Genomic DNA, 18,766 nt, shown 5'->3' with positions numbered 1-18,766 from the left:
GCCGGGCCTCCTCTACTTTCCGGGCGCGGGGGGCGCGGTGGTGAGCAGGGGCTTGGGCGAGGTCTTGCCTTCTGGCGCCCCGAGCGCCGTGATGGCGAGCACGAGAAGCACCGCGAGGACGAGCCCGCTGGCGGCGGCGAGGATTGCGCGCATGCCGGCCTCCGGAATCTGATTGGGCGTCAGGGCGGAGGCACCGTAGCAATGCGGGAGTGAGAAAAGAACCGTTTGACTAGTGGGTTTCGGTCTGGCTCGGGCCGGGGGGCGGTGTGGGTGCCGGGGACGGTGGGGGTGTGGGGGACACCGTCGGCGTCGCGGACGGTGTCGTGGTACGCGTCGCGGTCGGGCTCGGCGTCGGCTTGGGAGTTGGCTGCGGCTTCGGCTTCGGCTTGGGAGTCGGCTTCGGTTTGGGGGCCGTCGTCGGTTCGCCCGGGCCCGCGCCGTCCGGTACCTCGTGCGTCCCCCTCAGGTAGGACGTGAACCAGGACCGCACCGTCCGCAGGTACTCCCCGGACTGGTTGTACGACAGCACGGCCCGGTCCAGGTCCACGCTCACCCGCAGGTCCCGGTTGCCCGCGCACAGGTAGCGCCCGGCGGCGAGGGCCGCGTCGTGCACGTTGTTCGGGTTGCGCCGGCCGTCACCGTCCGCGTCCTGGCCCCACACCGCCCACGTGGACGGGATGAACTGCATCGGCCCGACGGCCCGGTCGTACACCGCGTCGCCGTCGTAGGCCCCGCCGTCCGTGTCCCGGATGTTCGCGAAGCCGTTGCCGTCGAGTACGGGCCCCAGGATCGGCCGCAGTGTCGTGCCGGCGGCGTCCACCCGGCCACCGCGTGCCTGCCCGGACTCGACCTTGCCGATCGCGGCGAGCAGCTGCCAGCGCAGCCCGCACCCGGGGTCGCTCTCCCCCACCGTCTCCTCCGCCCGCCGGTACGCGGCCAGCACGCTCGCCGGTATCCCCTGCGCGCCCTCCCCGCCGCCCATGGCCACGGGCTCGTTGCGCCCCACCGGCACCGGCACCGCCGCCGGCACCGGCACCGGCTCGGTCTGCGGCGCCTCCTCGGGCAGCAGTACCGCCGGCGGCTCGGGGCTCACCAGGGGCGGGAGTTCGGTGAAGTAGGCGGAGTCCCCGCCGGCTCCGGCGGGCGAAGGCGAGGACGGCGGCGCGGCCTGCCCGCCGCCTTCCCCGGCCGCGGATATCCGGTCCCCCGCCGGGCCCTGGGAGGCGGTCACCGCGGCGACCACGAGCGCGGCGATCAGGGCGGCCGTCCCGCCCCTGCGCAACCTCTGTCCGAATCGAGCCGCCATGAGCCGGGCCCCCTCCCCCTCGACGTCCGCGTGACCCTACGTCAGCTCCCTTCACACTGCACGGATCGCGGCCCGGAATTCATCACTTCCCCCCGCCCTGCGCAGCTCACGCATACTGTCCGGACCGTTCGGGGCGCAAAGGCCCGAAGTAAGGGCCCGCTCGGACGAGCCCTTGCCCAAGACCCGGAGAGGTGCCATGCCGTTCACTCTCAGCCATGCGGCCGCCGTACTGCCGGCCGTCCGCCGGACCGGCCGCGCCCGGGGACCGCTGGTCGCCTCGGCGCTCGTCCTGGGCTCCTTCGCGCCCGACACCTTCTACTTCCTGGACGCGGTCGTCGAGGGTGTCATGCGGTACGGCGCCTTCACACACTCGATCCCGGGAGTGCTCACCGCGGACGCCGCGCTGACCGCCGCCCTCGCGGCGTGGTGGCTGCTGCTGCGCGAACCGCTGATCGCGCTTCTGCCGCGCGGACAGCGGGGCAGGGTCCACGCCTTCGTCCGGGGCGAGCACTGGCGCGAGCGCCGTCAACTGTCTTCGCTCGCAGTCTGGTTCTACCTCTCGGCGGTCGTCGGCTCCCTCACGCACGTCGTGTGGGACAGCTTCACGCACCTGGACCGGTGGGGCACGAACGCGCTGCCCGGGCTCGGGGAGCCGCTCGCCTTCGGCCTGCCCCTCTACACGTATCTGCAGTACGGCAGTTCGGCGCTCGCGGCCTGCGCCCTGCTCTGGTTCACGGTGACCGGCCTGCGCCGGCTGCCCGCCTCGCCCGTCCCCGCGTCCGTGCCGGTGCTCGGGCGCGGCGAACTCTGGTGCGCGGTCGCTCTGCTGGTGGTGTGCGTGGCGGCAGGGGTCACGATGCGCGTGGTCCGCCTCTTCACGTTCTTCGACCGGATCCGCACCCCGCTCGACATCATCCCGACCGTCTGCTTCGGCGCGGGCGGCGGCCTCGCCGTGGCGCTGCTGCTGTACGGGGTCCTCGTACGCCTCCTTCACCGAAGCGACCGCCCCGACCGCCCCGGCCGCCGCGACCGGGCCCACGCGGACGGCGCCGACGGCGAAACGCGGACGCCCGTCCCCACCGCATAGCGGGGACGGGCGTGCGGTGAGCTGTGCTCAGTGCGCGGCGGACTCCCAGTCGGAGCCGACGCCGACGGACACGTCCAGCGGGGCCCGCAGATCGACGGCGGCGGCCATCTCTCGGCGCACCAGCTCCTCCGCCTTCTTCCGCTCGCCCGGGGCGATCTCCAGCACGATTTCGTCGTGGACCTGGAGCAGCATCCGCGACTTCAGCCCCGCCTCGGTGATCGCCTTGTCCACGCGCAGCATCGCGACCTTGACGATGTCGGCGGCGGTGCCCTGGATCGGCGCGTTCAGCGCCATCCGCTCGGCGGCCTCGCGGCGCAGCCGGTTGTCGCTGTTGAGGTCGGGCAGGTACCGCCGGCGGCCGAGCACCGTCTCGGTGTAGCCGGTGGCCCTGGCCTCCTCGACCACGCGCTGGAGGTAGTCCCGTACTCCGCCGAACCGCTCGAAGAACGTCTCCATCAGGCCGCGCGCCTCGCCCGGCTCGATGTTCAGCTGCTGGGCGAGACCGAAGGCGGACAGCCCGTACGCCAGACCGTACGACATCGCCTTGATCTTGCGCCGCATCTCGGCGTCGACGGCGGACCGTTCGACCCCGAACACCTGGGAGGCGACGGTGGTGTGCAGGTCCTCGCCGGACAGGAACGCCTCGATCAGGCCCTCGTCCTCGGAGAGGTGGGCCATGACGCGCAACTCGATCTGGCTGTAGTCGGCGGTCATCAGGGACTCGTAGCCCTCGCCGACGACGAAGCCGCGGCGGATCGCCCGGCCCTCGTCGGTGCGCACCGGCACGTTCTGCAGGTTCGGGTCGGTGGAGGACAGGCGTCCGGTCGCGGCGACGGTCTGGCTGAAGCTGGTGTGCACCCGGCCGTCGGCGGCGATCGTCTTGACCAGGCCCTCGACGGTGACGCGCAGCTTGGCCTGCTCCCGGTGGCGGAGCATGATCACCGGCAGTTCGTGGTCCGTCTGCGTGGCCAGCCAGGCCAGCGCGTCCGCGTCCGTGGTGTAGCCGGTCTTGGTCTTCTTCGTCTTCGGCAGGTCGAGCTCGCCGAAGAACACCTCCTGGAGCTGCTTGGGCGAGCCGAGGTTGAACTCGTGGCCGACCGCCGCGTGCGCCTCCTTCACCGCCTGCTGCACCGCTCCGGCGAACTGCTGCTCCATGGCCTCCAGGTGGTCGCGGTCGGCGGCGATGCCGGCCCGCTCCATCCGCGCCAGCAGCTCGGAGGTGGGCAGTTCCATGTCGTGCAGCAGCTCGGCGGCGCCCACCTCGGCGAGCTTGCCGGTGAAGGCCTCGCCGAGGTCCAGCACCGCGCGGGCCTGCGCCATCAGCGCCTCCGCCTCGGCCGCGTCGTCGGCGCCGAAGGCCAGCTGACCGTCGGCCGCGGGGGCCGCCAGCTCCCTGTGCAGGTACTCCATGGACAGCGCGTCGAGCGCGAAGGAGCGGCGGCCCGGCTTGACCAGGTAGGCGGCGAGCGCAGTGTCCATGGAGACGCCGGCCAGGGTCCAGCCGTGCTCCGGGAAGACCCGCATCAGGCCCTTGGCGTTGTGCACGACCTTGGGCTTGGCCTCATCGGCGGCCCAGGCCGCGAAGGCCCGCTCGTCCGCCTCGTCCAGCTCGGCCGGCTCGAACCAGGCGGCGGCCCCGCCGGCCGCGGCCAGCGCGATCTCGCTGACATTGCCCTGGCCCAGCGCCCAGCTGTCGACGGTGGAGACGCCCAGCGGACCGCCCGCGTGGCTCTCCAGCCACGGCGCCAGCTCGCCCGCGCCCAGCACCGTCGCGTCCAGCTCCACGCCGGCCACCGGGGCCGGGACCTCCTCCTCGGCCGCGCCCGGGTCCACGGCCAGCAGCCGCTCACGCAGCGAGGGGTTGCGGATCTCCAGGACGTCGAGGACACCCTTGACGGCCGAGCGGTCGTACGGCGCCCGGACCAGGTCGGCCGGGCTCTTGGACAGCTCCACGTCCTTGACCATCTCGGTCAGGACCCGGTTGAGCTTCACGGCCTCCAGGTGGTCCCGGAAGTTCTGCCCGGCCTTGCCCTTGACCTCCTCGGCACGCTCCACCAGCTCCGCGAACGACCCGAACTGCGTAATCCACTTGGCGGCGGTCTTCTCGCCGACGCCCGGGATGCCCGGCAGGTTGTCGGACGGGTCGCCGCGCAGCGCCGCGAAGTCCGGGTACTGCTGCGGGGTGAGACCGTACTTCTCCTCCACCTTCTCCGGGGTGAACCGGGTCAGCTCGGAGACACCCTTCGTCGGGTACAGCACGGTGGTGTGCTCGGACACCAGCTGGAAGGAGTCACGGTCGCCGGTGACGATCAGCACATCGAAGCCGAGCGCCTCCGCCTGCGTGGCCAGCGTCGCGATCACGTCGTCGGCCTCGAAGCCGTCGACCGCGAACCGGGGCACGCTCATCGCGTCGAGCAGCTCGCCGATCAGCTCGACCTGCCCCTTGAACTCGTCGGGGGTCTTGGAGCGGTTCGCCTTGTACTCGGGGAACTCCGTGGAGCGCCACGTCTTGCGGGACACGTCGAACGCCACCGCGAAGTGCGTGGGCGCCTCGTCGCGCAGCGTGTTCGCCAGCATCGACGCGAAGCCGTAGATGGCGTTGGTCGGCTGGCCGCTCGCGGTCGTGAAGTTCTCCGCGGGCAGCGCGAAGAACGCCCGGTACGCCAGGGAGTGCCCGTCCATGAGCATCAGGCGGGGGCGGGCCGCTGCGGTCGTCTGGTCGGTCTTCTTCGATGCTGAATCTGCCACGCCCCCGATCCTAGGCGGCCCCACTGACAATTACGGACCGGCCAAATCCGGCGTCGGCGATGTCCGCGGGGCGTGACAGGATCGGAGGTGTACGCACACACACGCACACATGCACACATGCACACGCAGTCGCGCGGCAACGAGGCCGCACTGCTCGCAAGCTCGAAGGGGAGCGCCATGGCCGCCAAGCCGCCCGCAGGTGATCCGGTACAGGACGCGCCGCAGGTCGCGCCCCCCAAGCACGCGGCCGCCGGCCTGCCCGCGATCGGGCACACCCTGAAGGTCGCGCAGCAGCAGATGGGCCTGGCCCGTACCGCCCGCACCCTCCTCAAGGTCAACCAGAAGAACGGCTTCGACTGCCCGGGCTGCGCCTGGCCCGAGGGCGACAAGCGGCACACCGCCGAATTCTGCGAGAACGGCGCCAAGGCCGTCGCGGAGGAGGCCACGCTGCGCCGGGTCACCCCGGAGTTCTTCGCCGCCCACCCGCTCGACGACCTCGCCGGCCGCTCCGGGTACTGGCTGGGCCAGCAGGGCCGGATCACCGAACCGATGTACCTCGCCGAGGGCGCCGACCGGTACGAGGCCGTCACCTGGCAGCGCGCCTTCGAGATCATCGCGCAGGAGCTGACCGCCCTCGGCTCCCCCGACGAGGCCCTCTTCTACACCTCGGGCCGCACCAGCAACGAGGCCGCGTTCCTCTTCCAGCTCTTCGCCCGCGAGTTCGGCACCAACAACCTGCCCGACTGCTCCAACATGTGCCACGAGTCCTCGGGCTCCGCGCTGAACGAGACCATCGGCATCGGCAAGGGCAGCGTCTCCCTCGAAGACCTCCACCAGGCCGACCTGATCATCGTCGCCGGGCAGAACCCCGGCACCAACCACCCGCGCATGCTCTCCGCCCTGGAACAGGCCAAGTCCGCCGGCGCGAAGATCATCTCGGTGAATCCGCTGCCCGAGGCCGGCATGGAGCGGTTCAAGAACCCGCAGACCCCCCTCGGCATGGTCAAGGGCACCGCCCTCAACGACCTGTTCCTGCAGATCCGCATCGGCGGCGACCAGGCCCTCTTCCGCCTCCTCAACAAGCTGGTCATCGAGGCCGGCGGCGCCACCGACGAGGAGTTCATCCGCGAGCACACCCACGGATACGAGGAGTTCGCGGCCGCCGCCAAGGAAGCCGACTGGGCCGAAACCCTCACCGCGACCGGCCTGACCCGCCCCGAGATCGAACGCGCCCTGGCCATGATCCTGGCCTCCGAGCGCACCATCGTCTGCTGGGCCATGGGCCTCACCCAGCACAAGCACGCCGTCGCCACCATCCGCGAGGTCGTCAACCTCCTGCTGCTGCGCGGCAACATCGGCCGCCCCGGCGCCGGCGTCTGCCCCGTCCGCGGCCACTCCAACGTCCAGGGCGACCGCACCATGGGGATCTTCGAGCGCCCGGCGCCCGCCTTCCTCGACGCCCTCGACAAGGAATTCGGCATCACCTCGCCCCGCGAGCACGGCTACGACGTGGTCCGCTCCATCCAGGCCCTGCGCGACGGCGAGGCCAAGGTCCTCTTCGCCATGGGCGGCAACTTCGTCGGCGCCACCCCCGACACCGAGGTCACCGAGGCCGCGATCCGCCGGGCCTCCCTGACCGTGCACGTCTCCACCAAGCTCAACCGCTCCCACGCGGTCACCGGCCGGCGCGCCCTGATCCTGCCCACCCTCGGCCGCACCGACAAGGACGTGCAGGCCTCGGCTCTCGGTAAAAAGGGCACAGCACAGTTCGTGACCGTCGAGGACTCCATGGGCATGGTCCACGCCTCCCGCGGCAACCTCGCCCCCGCCTCCCCGCACCTGCTCTCCGAGCCCGCGATCGTGGCCCGCCTGGCCCGCGCCGTCCTCGGCAAGGCCTCCGCCACCCCGTGGGAGGAGTTCGAGCGCGACTACTCCGCCATCCGCGACCGGATCTCCCGCGTGATCCCCGGCTTCGAGGACTTCAACACCCGCGTGGCCCGCCCCGGCGGATTCCAGCTCCCGCACGCCCCGCGCGACGAGCGCCGCTTCCCCACCAAGACCGGCAAGGCGAACTTCACCGCCGCGCCCGTCGAGTACCCCAAGGTCCCCGAGGGGCGGCTCCTCCTGCAGACCCTGCGCAGCCACGACCAGTACAACACCACGATCTACGGCCTCGACGACCGCTACCGCGGGATCACCGGCGGCCGCCGCGTCGTCATGGTCAACCCGCTCGACGCGGCGGAGCTGGGGCTGGCCGACGGCGCGTACACCGACCTGGTCAGCGAGTGGAAGGACGGCGTGGAGCGGCGCGCCCCCGGCTTCCGCGTCGTGCACTACCCGACCGCGCGCGGCTGCGCCGCCGCCTACTACCCGGAGACCAACGTGCTGGTCCCCCTCGACTCCACCGCCGACACCAGCAATACCCCGGCGAGCAAGTCCGTCGTCGTGCGCTTCGAACCGGCCTGATAGAACGACCTCAGGACAAGATGGTTAACGAGCGTTGACGAACGGAGCCGGCCCATGGGCGAGCAGCACGCAGTGAAGTTCCCGCAGGAGGTCCTCGACGAGTACGCGGCCCTGGGCATCGACCTGCCCGCGCTGTTCTCGGCGGGCGACCTCGGCGAACGGATGGACATCCGCATCCTGGAGGCCTCGGCCGAGCGGGTCGTCGGCACCATGCCGGTCAAGGGCAACACCCAGCCCTACGGCCTGCTGCACGGCGGGGCCTCCGCCGTCCTGGCCGAAACCCTCGGTTCCATCGGCGCGATGATGCACGGCGGCATAAACAAGATCGCCGTCGGCGTGGACCTGAACTGCACCCACCACCGGGGCGCCCGCTCCGGCCTGGTCACCGGCGTCGCCACCCCCGTACACCGGGGCCGCTCCACCGCCACCTTCGACATCGTGATCAGCGACGAGCAGGACAAGCGCGTCTGCAGCGCCCGCCTGACCTGCCTGCTGCGCGACGTCGACCCGGCCGCGGGGAGCGCCGCGCAGGCCTGAGCCCCGGCCTGCCGGCCTTCACCGGCCCGAGTCCAGGCCCCCGTGCGCCCCCGCAGGCCCGGATCCCCCCATCAGGCGGGGTCCGGGCCTGCGCGGTTCCAGACCTGCGCCCGCTGCCAGACCTGCCGCGCTCCAGATCTGTGCCGCTGCCAGACCTGCCCCGCTCCAGATCTGTGCCCGTTCCAGACCTGCGCCAGCTCCAGACCTGCGCCCGTTCCGGACCCGGACGGACCGGCAACCGCCCGGAATCCGCCAGTCCGGACACTTTCCGCCCAGGGCTGTTGTGTCACCGATGGTGACGGCCTACCGTCCCCTCATGGGGACCACGCCACGCACTGCGGGCCGGTACGGCGCCGCCGCCCTCCTCGCGGCGCTCGCCTTGTCCGGATGCGCCCCTTCCGCCCCCCAAGCCGCGCCCACTGCCCCAACCCCCGCACCCAGCCCGTCCTCTCCGGCACAGATCTGTACAAGTCTGGTGTCCTACTGGGCCAAGGAGACGCTCAAGGGCACCAAATGGTCCGGTCTCGACTGGGAGCAGAAGGGCCTCTCCAACGAGCAGTACGAGATCCACGAGGAAGCGGTCGCCGCCGGCCGCGCCGAGGAGCGAACTGCCGGACGGGACAAGGCACTTGAGCTGATCGACCGGTTCGTGGCGCAGCGCTGCGCCGAGCGGAACGGCGCCACCTGGAGCTCCGAGAACTGGCGTCCGCCGACCTGACCCGGGTGACCGGATTCCCGCGCACGCTGTCCGGCTTCCGGGCACCTGGCTCGTATGGCCGAATCGCAGGTCGCGGGCCCTTTGGGCTCTGAACAAAGATCGACTCAAGCCAAGTGGATCAAGGAGTTCCATTACGCTCCGTAATGCCCACGCCCTACGTAATCCCCTCTTTTCCCCTGCGGAATGCCACGCGCCGGATCCTTTCGGACACACCCTGCGACATTCGGCCCGATTTGATCAATGACAGGACCATGAGGCCCTCAAGCCCCTTAGAGGAACGGGGAATTCTCAGCATGTGGTCACCCCCCGGCGTCACCAAAAGCCCGATCTGTCCGTACTAAGGCCACACATTCTTGGCCTCGGCATAACAAGAGCGTCACATCCTCCTTTCCCCGCTCCCCGCATTCGCCACCTCGGGCCTAGAGTCACGGCCAGTCACCGCGCCGCAGGGCGCAACCCAGCACGGCCGTGGACCTCCCAGTGCGGCCCGGCGACCAATCGGCACCTCAGATGAGGGGGCCGCGCCAGGGAAAGGAAGAATCGTGCGACACCGTTCTTTGCTCGTCCTCACCACCGTGATCACCACGGGAGCACTGACCCTCACCGCCTGCGGATCGCGCGATGAGGCGAAGACCGGGGACAAGTCCGACGGCGCGAAGACCGTCGTCGTCATCGGCGTGGACGCCCCCCTCACCGGCTCGCTCTCGGCGCTCGGTCAGGGCATCAAGAACTCCGTCGACCTCGCGGCCAAAACGGCCAACAAGAACAACGAGGTCCCGGGCATCGAGTTCAAGGTCGAAGGCCTTGACGACCAGGCCGTTCCCGCCTCCGGCCAGGCCAACGCCACCAAGCTCGTCGGCAACAAGGACGTCATCGGCGTCGTCGGCCCGCTGAACTCCGGCGTCTCCCAGTCCATGCAGGGCGTCTTCGCCTCCGCCAACCTGGCGCAGGTCTCCCCCGCCAACACCAACCCCTCGCTCAGCCAGGGCGACAACTGGGGCAAGGGCGAGTTCAAGCGCCCCTTCAAGACCTACTTCCGCACCGCCGCCACCGACGTGGTCCAGGGCAAGTTCGCCGCCCAGTACCTCTTCAAGGACGCCGGCAAGAAGAAGGTCTTCGTCGTCGACGACAAGCAGACCTACGGCGCCGGCCTCGCCGCGATCTTCTCCGACGAGTTCAAGAAGCTCGGCGGCGAGATCGCCGGCACCGACCACGTCACCGTGAAGGAGACCGACTTCTCCTCCACCGCCGACAAGGTCAAGTCCACCGGCGCCGACTCCGTCTACTTCGGCGGCCAGTACCCCGAGGGCGGCCTCCTCGCCGACCAGATCAAGAAGGCCGGCGCCAACGTCCCGCTCATGGGCGGCGACGGCATCCAGGACCCCGCCTTCATCACCGCCTCCGGCGAGGCCAACGAGGGCGACCTCTCCACCTCCATCGGCTACCCCGTCGAGAAGCTCGACACCGCCAAGAAGTTCATCGAGGACTACAAGGCCGGTGGCTACAAGGACCCGTACGCGGCCTACGGCGGCTACTCCTACGACGCCGGCTGGGCCGTCATCCAGGCCGTCAAGACCGTCGTCGCCGCCAACGGTGGCAAGCTCCCCACCGACGCCCGCGCCAAGGTCGTCGAGGCCCTCAACAAGGTCTCCTTCGAAGGTGTGACCGGCAAGGTCGCCTTCGACGAGTACGGCGACACCACCAACAAGCAGCTCACGGTCTACAAGGTCGAGGGCGGCAAGTGGGTCGACGTCAAGAGCGACACCTTCAACCAGTAGTCGCCCCGCTCCACCTGATCCACACCAAATGAACCAGCCCGCGCGAGGGCGCAAACAGCGCCCTCGCGCGGAGTCACATCCGACACGCTCATCGGAGGCCCTGCGGTGCACGAACTGCCGCAACAGCTGGCCAACGGCCTTGCCCTCGGTGCCCTTTATGGCCTCGTCGCCATCGGGTACACCATGGTCTACGGCATCGTCCAGCTCATCAACTTCGCCCACGGCGAGATATTCATGATCGGGGGCTTCGGCGCCCTCACCACCTACATGGCGCTCCCCAGCGGAACGTCCCTCCTGGTGGCGATCCCGCTCATGATTGTCGGTGGCGCAATCGCCTCCGTAGCCGTCGCAACCGCCGCAGAACGCTTTGCGTACCGCCCACTGCGCAGCGCCCCCCGCCTCGCGCCGCTGATCACCGCAATCGGCCTCTCGATCGCGCTCCAGCAGATCATCTGGGCCTGGTACCCCAACGCCAAGGACAAGCGCAGCTTCCCCGAGTTCACCGGCGAAGCGTTCAAGATCACCGAGAACCTGCAGATCCAGCGCGCCGACGCCTTCGTCCTCGTCGTCGCCCCCATGTGCATGCTCGCCCTCGGCCTCTTCGTCTCCAAGAGCCGCAGCGGCCGCGCCATGCAGGCCACCGCGCAGGACCCCGACACCGCCAAGCTGATGGGCATCAACACCGACCGCATCATCACCCTGGCCTTCGCCATCGGTGCCGCGTTCGCCGCCGTCGCCGCCGTCTGCTACGGACTCGACCGAGGCCAGATCGGCTTCGAAATGGGCTTCATCCTCGGCCTCAAGGCCTTCACCGCAGCCGTCCTCGGCGGCATCGGCAACATCTACGGCGCCATGGTCGGCGGCATCGTCCTCGGCCTCGCCGAAGCCCTCTCGATCGCCTACATCGAGCACATCCCCGGCATGCAGCAGCTCGGCGGCGGAGCCTGGTCCAACGTCTGGGCCTTCGTACTCCTCATCGTCGTCCTACTCGTACGACCACAAGGCCTACTCGGCGAACGCGTCGCGGATCGGGCGTGAGAACCATGACCAACGAAGCCACCACCGTGGAAACCCTCGCGGCCACCAACACCGCCGGGCCCTCCCGCACCGCCCTGCTCTACACGATCATCGGCGGCAGCCTCATCGCCGTCATCAGCACCTTCTTCGCCTGGACCTACACCACAGCGTTCCCCGGCGACCTCACCATCTACGGCAACCCCGCCCCCCTCCAGCTCCTCACGCTGGTCGGCGCCGTCCTCACCGCCCTGTACGCGCTCTCCGCCCTCGGCATCAAGGGCCTCGGCTGGCTCACCCCCGCCGGCGCACGCAAGGCGCTGTGGCTCCTCGCCCTCGGCACCTTCGCCACCACCCTCTACACCGCGGGCTCCATCGCCTGGGTCCTCGGCGGAGTCGTCCACCTCGAACCCGGCGCAGCCATCGCCGTCGTCGGAGCAGCCATCCCGGCCCTCGCCGCGTACAAGCTCCCCGACGACACCCGCAAGGCCGCACCCGCGAAGAAGCTGCCCTCCTGGGCCGAAATCCTGATCATCACCGCCGTCTTCGCCGTCGGCCTCTACGTGATCACCTTCGGCATCGACACCGACGACAAGGAACCGCAGCTCTTCACCGCGTACCTGATCCTCGTCGCGTTCGCCACCACCGCGATCATGAAGTCCGGCCTCTCCGAGCGCCTCTCCGCGATCACCGCGAACAACCGGCAGATCACCGTCATCGCCGGGTTCGTCGCAGCACTCGCCTTCCCGCTCACCCAGCAGGGCGGCGACACCTACACCCTGATCGCGGTCAACATCCTCATCTTCGCGACCGTCGCACTCGGCCTCAACGTCGTCGTCGGCCTCGCCGGCCTCCTCGACCTCGGCTACGTCGCCTTCCTCGGCGTCGGCGCCTACACCGCGGCCCTCGTCTCCGGAAGCGCATCCTCCGCCTTCCACGTGCACTTCCCCTTCTGGGCCGCAGTCCTCGCCGGCGCCCTCGCCTCACTGATCTTCGGCGTCGTCATCGGCGCACCCACCCTGCGCCTGCGCGGCGACTACCTCGCCATCGTCACCCTCGGCTTCGGAGAAATCTTCCGCATCGCCATGGGCAACCTCGACGGCACCTCAGGACCCAAGATCACCAACGGGCCCAACGGCGTCACCAACATCCCCGACCTCGAACTCTTCGGCTGGAACTTCGGCCAGGCCCACACCGTCGCAGGCATCGAACTCGGCGCCTACGCCAACTACTACCTGCTCATGCTGCTCGCGATGGCCCTCGTCGTCATCGTCTTCAGCCGCGCAGGCAGCAGCCGCATCGGACGCGCCTGGGTCGCCATCCGCGAAGACGAGACCGCCGCCACCGCCATGGGCATCAACGGCTTCCGCGTCAAGCTCATCGCCTTCGCCCTCGGCGCCACCCTCGCCGGCCTCGCCGGCACCGTCCAAGCACACGTCCAGCACACCGTGGTCCCCGAGATGTACCAGTTCGCCGGCCCCGTGCCCCCGAACTCCGCATTCCTCCTCGCCGCCGTCATCCTCGGCGGCATGGGAACCATCCGCGGACCCCTGCTCGGCGCCGCACTCCTCTTCCTCATCCCCGCCAAGCTGTCATTCCTCCAGGACTACCAGCTCCTCGGCTTCGGCATCGCCCTCATCCTCCTCATGCGCTTCCGCCCCGAAGGCCTCATCGCCAACAAGCGCGCGCAGCTGGAGTACCACGACGACACCGCTGACCAGGCCCCCACGGACCTGGCCACCGCCAAGGCTGGTGCGTGAACAACATGACGACCACCACCGAAAACACCACCCCCGCCGCCGCCACCCCGGCCGGCGAAACCGTCCTCGAAGCCAGCGGCGTCACCATGCGCTTCGGCGGCCTCACCGCCGTCCGCTCCGTCGACCTCAAAGTCAACGCAGGCGAAATCGTCGGCCTCATCGGCCCCAACGGCGCCGGCAAGACCACCTTCTTCAACTGCCTCACCGGGCTGTACATCCCCACCGAGGGAACCGTCGCCTACAAGGGCACCGTCCTGCCGCCCAAGCCCCACCTCGTCACCAAGGCCGGCATCGCCCGCACCTTCCAGAACATCCGCCTCTTCTCCAACATGACGGTCCTGGAAAACGTCCTCGTCGGACGCCACACCCGGACCAAGGAAGGCCTCTGGTCGGCCCTCCTGCGCGGCCCCGGCTTCAAGCGCGCCGAAGCCGCCTCCGAAGCCCGCGCCATGGAACTCCTCGAGTTCATCGGCCTGCAGCACAAGGCCGGACACCTCGCCAAGAACCTCCCCTACGGCGAACAGCGCAAGCTCGAAATCGCCCGCGCCCTCGCGAGCGACCCCGGCCTGCTGCTCCTCGACGAGCCCACCGCCGGCATGAACCCGCAGGAAACCCGCGCGGCCGAAGAACTCATCTTCGCCATCCGCGACATGGGCATCGCCGTACTCGTCATCGAGCACGACATGCGCTTCATCTTCAACCTCTGCGACCGCGTCGCCTGCCTCGTCCAGGGCGAAAAGCTCATCGAAGGCACCGCAGCCGAAGTCCAGGGCGACGACCGCGTCATCGCCGCCTACCTCGGCGAACCCTTCGAAGGCGACCCGGGCGCCGCCGAGGTCGCCGAAGTGGAAGCCGCCGAAGCCGCCGCGGAAACCACCGCGGACGACACGGCCGAGGCCACTGCCGAAGCCCCGGTCGAGGCCACCGTCGAAGCCACCACGGACAACACCCCCGAGGCGGCCGAAGCCACAGCCGAGGCCACCCCGGAGGCGGCCGAAGCCACAGCCGAAGCCACCCCGGACGAAGACAGCACCACCGGCACCACCGGCACCACCAGCACGGAAGGAGACGCCAAGTGACCGCACTGCTCGAGGTCAACGACCTCAAGGTCGCCTACGGCAAGATCGAAGCCGTCAAGGGAATCTCCTTCAGCGTCGAAGAAGGCCAGATCGTCACCCTCGTCGGCACCAACGGCGCCGGCAAGACGACCACCCTGCGCACCCTCTCCGGGCTCCTCAAGCCCGCCGGGGGCACCATCACCTTCGACGGCAAGCCCCTCGCCCAGGTACCCGCCCACAAGATCGTCTCCCTGGGCCTCGCCCACTCCCCCGAGGGACGCCACATCTTCCCCCGGCTGACGATCGCCGAAAACCTCCAGCTCGGCGCCTTCCTGCGCTCCGACAAAGAGGGCATCGAGAAGGACATCCAGCGCGCCTACGACCTCTTCCCCATCCTGGGCGAACGTCGCAAGCAGGCCGCCGGCACCCTCTCAGGCGGCGAACAGCAGATGCTCGCCATGGGCCGCGCGCTCATGTCCCAGCCCAAGCTGCTCATGCTGGACGAGCCCTCCATGGGCCTCTCCCCGCTCATGATGCAGAAGATCATGGCGACCATCGCCGAGCTCAAGGCCACGGGCACCACCATCCTGCTCGTCGAGCAGAACGCCCAGGCCGCGCTCTCGCTGGCCGACCAGGCCCACGTGATGGAGATCGGCAAGATCGTGCTCTCCGGCAGCGGCCAGGAACTCCTCCACAACGAGGACGTCCGCAAGGCCTACCTCGGCGAGGACTGACAAAAATCGTGTGAGGCCCGCCTCCCCTCGGGGGGAGGCGGGCCTCACGCATGTCCGCGCCTACTGGGCGGCGTTCTGCTTCTTCTCCTCGGCGTCCTCGATGACCGCCTCGGCGACCTGCTGCATGGACATACGGCGGTCCATGGAGGTCTTCTGGATCCACCGGAACGCGGCCGGCTCACTCAGCCCGTACTGCGTCTGCAGAATGCTCTTGGCCCGGTCGACGAGCTTGCGGGTCTCCAGCCGGAGGGAAAGGTCGGCGACCTCCTTCTCCAGCGCCTTCAGCTCGGCGAAGCGGGACACCGCCATCTCGATGGCCGGCACGACATCGCTCTTGCTGAACGGCTTCACCAGGTACGCCATGGCACCGGCGTCGCGGGCGCGCTCGACGAGGTCGCGCTGCGAGAAAGCGGTCAGCATCAGCACGGGGGCGATGGACTCCTCCGCGATCTTCTCGGCGGCGGAGATCCCGTCCAGGACGGGCATCTTCACATCGAGGATGACGAGGTCCGGGCGGTGCTCGCGGGCCAGCTCGACGGCCGTCTGGCCGTCCCCGGCCTCACCGACGACGGAGTACCCCTCCTCCTCCAGCATCTCTTTCAGGTCCAGGCGGATGAGCGCCTCGTCCTCGGCGATGACGACGCGGGTCGTCAGCGGCGGAACGTGCGACTGGTCGGCGTCGGGCGTGGGCGTCGACTCGTGCTCGGCGGTCACGGGTGGCTCCTCGTTGCGGGGCTGTGCTGCTTGGATGAGCCTACCTAGCAGCGCTGCCGCATGGTCACCCGGTACACTCCGACATGCGACCCAGCCGGGTTGGTGGAATGGCATACACGGATGTCTCAAACACATCTGCCCGTGAGGGCTTGCGGGTTCGAGTCCCGCACCCGGCACTGTCCGAAAAGCGGACGTTCACCTTCGCGTGAACGTTCGCTTTTTGCTACGCAAGGCCATCACGCATCACACACAGTAGCGACATGGAGTTTCACAGCCTCGAAGTGCGCCAGGCGGCCCTCTCCCTACTGCGCGACGGTACGCGGAACGCGGACGTGGCCCGGCGCCTGAACGTGCCACTCGGCACGATCGGCTACTGGAAGCACGTGGACCGCGCGAAACGCGGAGAATGCCCCGGAGCCCACAATCCGGATTGCCCACGCTGCGACGGCAGCACCTTGGACACGCAGGCTTACGCCTATCTGCTCGGCTTGTATCTGGGCGACGGCCACATAAGTCAGTACTCGCGCCACCGCGTCCCGAACCTCATGATCACCTGCGATGACAAATGGCCCGGTCTTATGGACTCCGCCGAACAAGCGATGCAGCGCGTGTTCCCGTTCAACCAGGTATGTCGGGTGCGCAAGGTTGGCTGCCACAACGTCAAGGTGTACTCGAAGCACCTTGAATGCTTGTTCCCGCAGCATGGGCCGGGCAGGAAGCACGAGCGGCCCATCACCCTCGAAGGCTGGCAGCAGGTGATCGTCGACGTGTACCCCTGGGAGTTCCTCCGGGGGCTGATCCACTCCGACGGGTGTCGGATCACCAACTGGACCGTGCGGAACGGGAAGCGGTACGAGTACCCCCGGTACTTCTTCACCAACAAGTCGGACGACATCCGGAAGCTGTGTACGGACACGCTCACCAAGGTCGGCATCCAGTGGACGATCCTGGCCAGGGGCAGCGATCCGTTCAACGTCTCCGTCGCCCGGAAGGGCTCCGTGGCGCTCATGGACGCCCATATCGGGCCGAAGCACTGACCGGGCCTTGATCGTCCTGCTGCGACCGTAGGCCCTAGAGTCGAGTTGAGGTCGAGGCACGCGATGAAGGGGACTGTGTGATGAGTGAGAAGGCCCGGAAGCTGTTCGACGCGCTGGATCTGAACGAGGACGGTCAGCTGACCCGCGTCGAGGTGATCACGGCTCTGCGGTCGAAGGGGCCGACGCTCGCTGCCCAGGGGGTTCTGCCGTTCTGGGCCGTGGGGGACGTAGACGCGTCGTCGGCGTTGTTCGATGCGGCGGACGCGAACGGCGACGAGGTTCTGACGTTCGAGGAGTTCGCGGCTGTCGTCGACCGGCGGTTCGGCTGGTAGTCCGTCATGCGTGGCGCGTGAGGCCGCCCAGGATGGTGGTGACGTGGGCTTCGGCGTCGGCCGGGTCGAGGGGGGCGTGGGCGATCAGGAGGCGGTACCAGAAGGGGCCGAAGACCAGGTCTGTGGCGTGGTCGAGGTCGGTGTCGGCCGGGATCTCCTCGCGGGTGATGGCGCGGGTGAGGAGGGTCGTGACGAGTTCGCGGCGGGTGTGTACCCAGGCGCGGAAGGGTTCGGCGAAGGCGGGGTCGAGCTGGGCTTCGGCCATGAGGCCGGTGAGGGCTTTGGTGCGGACGGGGTCGCCGCCGATGCGGTAGAGGTCCGTGACGAAGGCGGTGAGGTCGCCGGGGAGGGTGCCGGTGTCGGGCTGGGGGACGCGGGTGGCCGTTTCGTGGGCGTAGGCGTCCATGACGAGGGCGGGTTTGGATTTCCACCAGCGGTAGACGGTGCTCTTGGCGACGTTGGCGCGTTTGGCGACCCCTTCGATGGTGAGGGCGCCGTAGCCGTGTTCCACGAGGAGGGCGGCGGTTGCTTCGAGGACGGAGTGGTGGGCGTCCTCGCGCACGGGTACGGCATGAGCGGTGGGGAGCACTGGTACCCCTCCGTGGCCGAGGAGCTTGCCGCCGAGGGGCATGAGGTGCGGGTGCCGGACTTCCCGGAGCCGTTCGCGCCGGACGCGGGCGCATGGCTGAAGGAGCTGCGGGCCGAGACGGAGGGAGCGCGGGCCGGCGAGACCGTGCTGGTGGGTCACAGTCTGGGCGGGATGAATGTGCTGCGGCTTCTGGAGGAGCACGACACCGTGGCCGAGGGGGCCTTCGCGGGGGTGGTGTTCGTGGCGTCGATGAATGCCGATGTGGGGTATGAGGCGTTGGCGCCGTTCTTCTCGCCGGGCTTCGACTGGGCGAGGATCCGTGGTGCGGCGCGGGAGTTCCGGGTGCTGCATGCGGCCGATGACCCGGTGACCGGGGGGAGGACCCCGGAGCACATCATGCGGTTTGTGACGGAGCTGGGGGCGGCGGCGCGGGTGACCGCGTCGGGCGGGCACTTCCCGAGTACGGGTGGGAGCCAGCTGGAGCTGCCCGACGCGGTGCGTCTTATACGTGAGGTGCTGTAGCGGCGGCGGCTAGGAGCGTGGGTCAGTAACGGGCGAGTGGCCGGGCGGTCGGGGTCGGCGGAATCGGTCACGGTTGCCCGGCCGGTGTCGGCTGGCCCGAGGCTGGGGTCTCCTGGTCCCCGGGCTGGGGTCTCCTGGTCCCCGGGATGGGTGAGGGGCCCACGACCGTGCCGTTCAGCCGGTCGCTGCTGTGAGTCCGGTGGTCCTGGCGTGTCGGAAGATCTTGCGGAAGTTGTGGCAGGCGGCCAGCAGCCGCCATTCGCCGCGGGCGCCGTCTTCGCCGCGCAGGAGGAGTTGGCGGCCGTTCTGGCAGGTCATGATCTGTCCGAAGACGGGTTCGACGATGGCTTTGCGGCGGCTGTAGGG

The 18,766-nt window shown here is 69.4% G+C and carries 17 protein-coding genes, 1 tRNA gene and 1 pseudogene; 13 read left to right on the top strand and 6 right to left on the bottom strand.

Translation table 11 applies throughout. The annotated features are described in order from the left end of the window. Nucleotides 1–12: 12 nt before the first annotated feature. Complete coding sequence (locus J7I97_RS00095; protein ID WP_214930236.1) at nucleotides 13–153, bottom strand: SPW_0924 family protein; 141 nt, start codon at nucleotides 151–153, stop codon at nucleotides 13–15. Nucleotides 154–241: 88 nt separating this feature from the next. Then, nucleotides 242–1,306, bottom strand: a pseudogene (locus tag J7I97_RS00090) (lytic transglycosylase domain-containing protein); the annotation flags it as partial. Between the two features lie 196 nt (nucleotides 1,307–1,502). Here J7I97_RS00090 and J7I97_RS00085 point away from each other — a divergent pair. Beyond that, nucleotides 1,503–2,393, top strand: a complete 891-nt coding sequence (locus J7I97_RS00085; protein ID WP_214930234.1) for a DUF4184 family protein — start codon at nucleotides 1,503–1,505, stop codon at nucleotides 2,391–2,393. A 27-nt stretch (nucleotides 2,394–2,420) separates the two neighbouring features. Here the strand turns inward: J7I97_RS00085 and polA are convergent, their stop codons facing one another. Further along, on the bottom strand, nucleotides 2,421–5,141 hold the full coding sequence (polA, locus tag J7I97_RS00080; protein WP_214930233.1) for a DNA polymerase I: 2,721 nt from the start codon (nucleotides 5,139–5,141) through the stop codon (nucleotides 2,421–2,423). A gap of 177 nt (nucleotides 5,142–5,318) precedes the next feature. Between polA and J7I97_RS00075 the strand changes: the two genes are divergently transcribed. The 8 genes from J7I97_RS00075 to J7I97_RS00040 all read left to right on the top strand — a co-directional run bounded on the left by J7I97_RS00075 (nucleotide 5,319) and on the right by J7I97_RS00040 (nucleotide 15,206). Continuing rightward, nucleotides 5,319–7,607, top strand: coding sequence for an FdhF/YdeP family oxidoreductase (locus tag J7I97_RS00075; RefSeq protein ID WP_214930298.1), 2,289 nt, complete (start codon nucleotides 5,319–5,321; stop codon nucleotides 7,605–7,607). A 54-nt stretch (nucleotides 7,608–7,661) separates the two neighbouring features. Next, nucleotides 7,662–8,144 carry a PaaI family thioesterase gene (locus J7I97_RS00070; protein ID WP_214930232.1) on the top strand — a complete coding sequence of 161 codons (483 nt, stop codon included), beginning with the start codon at nucleotides 7,662–7,664 and terminating at the stop codon, nucleotides 8,142–8,144. Nucleotides 8,145–8,460: 316 nt separating this feature from the next. Further along, complete coding sequence (locus tag J7I97_RS00065; protein ID WP_251058339.1) at nucleotides 8,461–8,862, top strand: hypothetical protein; 402 nt, start codon at nucleotides 8,461–8,463, stop codon at nucleotides 8,860–8,862. Between the two features lie 542 nt (nucleotides 8,863–9,404). Next, complete coding sequence (locus J7I97_RS00060; protein ID WP_214930230.1) at nucleotides 9,405–10,640, top strand: branched-chain amino acid ABC transporter substrate-binding protein; 1,236 nt, start codon at nucleotides 9,405–9,407, stop codon at nucleotides 10,638–10,640. A gap of 105 nt (nucleotides 10,641–10,745) precedes the next feature. Beyond that, nucleotides 10,746–11,678 carry a branched-chain amino acid ABC transporter permease gene (locus J7I97_RS00055; protein ID WP_214930229.1) on the top strand — a complete coding sequence of 311 codons (933 nt, stop codon included), beginning with the start codon at nucleotides 10,746–10,748 and terminating at the stop codon, nucleotides 11,676–11,678. Between the two features lie 5 nt (nucleotides 11,679–11,683). After that, nucleotides 11,684–13,414: a branched-chain amino acid ABC transporter permease gene (locus tag J7I97_RS00050; protein WP_214930228.1), complete on the top strand. Its 1,731-nt coding sequence runs from the start codon at nucleotides 11,684–11,686 to the stop codon at nucleotides 13,412–13,414. Nucleotides 13,415–13,419: 5 nt separating this feature from the next. Continuing rightward, entirely contained in the window at nucleotides 13,420–14,493 is a 1,074-nt protein-coding gene (locus tag J7I97_RS00045) for an ABC transporter ATP-binding protein (RefSeq protein ID WP_214930227.1), read from the top strand. Beyond that, a complete protein-coding gene (locus tag J7I97_RS00040) occupies nucleotides 14,490–15,206 on the top strand; it encodes an ABC transporter ATP-binding protein (RefSeq protein ID WP_214930226.1) in 717 nt (238 codons plus the stop codon). The genes J7I97_RS00045 and J7I97_RS00040 overlap by 4 nt, the downstream gene beginning before the upstream one ends. Nucleotides 15,207–15,266: 60 nt before the next feature. On the opposite strand, the gene J7I97_RS00035 is transcribed toward J7I97_RS00040, so the two are convergent. Further along, complete coding sequence (locus J7I97_RS00035) at nucleotides 15,267–15,920, bottom strand: ANTAR domain-containing response regulator (RefSeq protein WP_214930225.1); 654 nt, start codon at nucleotides 15,918–15,920, stop codon at nucleotides 15,267–15,269. A gap of 93 nt (nucleotides 15,921–16,013) precedes the next feature. Between J7I97_RS00035 and J7I97_RS00030 the strand changes: the two genes are divergently transcribed. The 3 genes from J7I97_RS00030 (at nucleotide 16,014) to J7I97_RS00020 (ending at nucleotide 17,289) form a co-directional block, all read left to right on the top strand. Then, nucleotides 16,014–16,096: transfer RNA gene (locus J7I97_RS00030), tRNA-Leu, on the top strand. An 84-nt stretch (nucleotides 16,097–16,180) separates the two neighbouring features. Beyond that, on the top strand, nucleotides 16,181–16,957 hold the full coding sequence (locus tag J7I97_RS00025; protein WP_214930224.1) for a helix-turn-helix domain-containing protein: 777 nt from the start codon (nucleotides 16,181–16,183) through the stop codon (nucleotides 16,955–16,957). 80 nt (nucleotides 16,958–17,037) lie between these two features. Beyond that, nucleotides 17,038–17,289, top strand: coding sequence for an EF-hand domain-containing protein (locus tag J7I97_RS00020; protein WP_214930223.1), 252 nt, complete (start codon nucleotides 17,038–17,040; stop codon nucleotides 17,287–17,289). Nucleotides 17,290–17,293: 4 nt separating this feature from the next. On the opposite strand, the gene J7I97_RS00015 is transcribed toward J7I97_RS00020, so the two are convergent. Then, nucleotides 17,294–17,878 (bottom strand): TetR/AcrR family transcriptional regulator, encoded by a 585-nt coding sequence (locus J7I97_RS00015; RefSeq protein WP_214930222.1) that lies wholly within the window; start codon nucleotides 17,876–17,878, stop codon nucleotides 17,294–17,296. On the opposite strand from J7I97_RS00015, the gene J7I97_RS00010 reads away from it, so the two are divergent. Beyond that, the gene (locus J7I97_RS00010) at nucleotides 17,861–18,400 is read left to right on the top strand and encodes an alpha/beta hydrolase (protein WP_214930221.1); all 540 of its coding nucleotides are present in this window, start codon (nucleotides 17,861–17,863) and stop codon (nucleotides 18,398–18,400) included. The genes J7I97_RS00015 and J7I97_RS00010 overlap by 18 nt on opposite strands. A gap of 174 nt (nucleotides 18,401–18,574) precedes the next feature. Here J7I97_RS00010 and J7I97_RS00005 read toward each other — a convergent pair. After that, the coding region (locus tag J7I97_RS00005) for a transposase (RefSeq protein ID WP_214930220.1) at nucleotides 18,575–18,766 on the bottom strand (192 nt) is incomplete at its 5' end.

It is taken from the genome of Streptomyces sp. ISL-87, assembly GCF_018614095.1.
Classification (GTDB): domain Bacteria; phylum Actinomycetota; class Actinomycetes; order Streptomycetales; family Streptomycetaceae; genus Streptomyces.
This window is presented reverse-complemented; position numbering and strand designations above follow the sequence as displayed.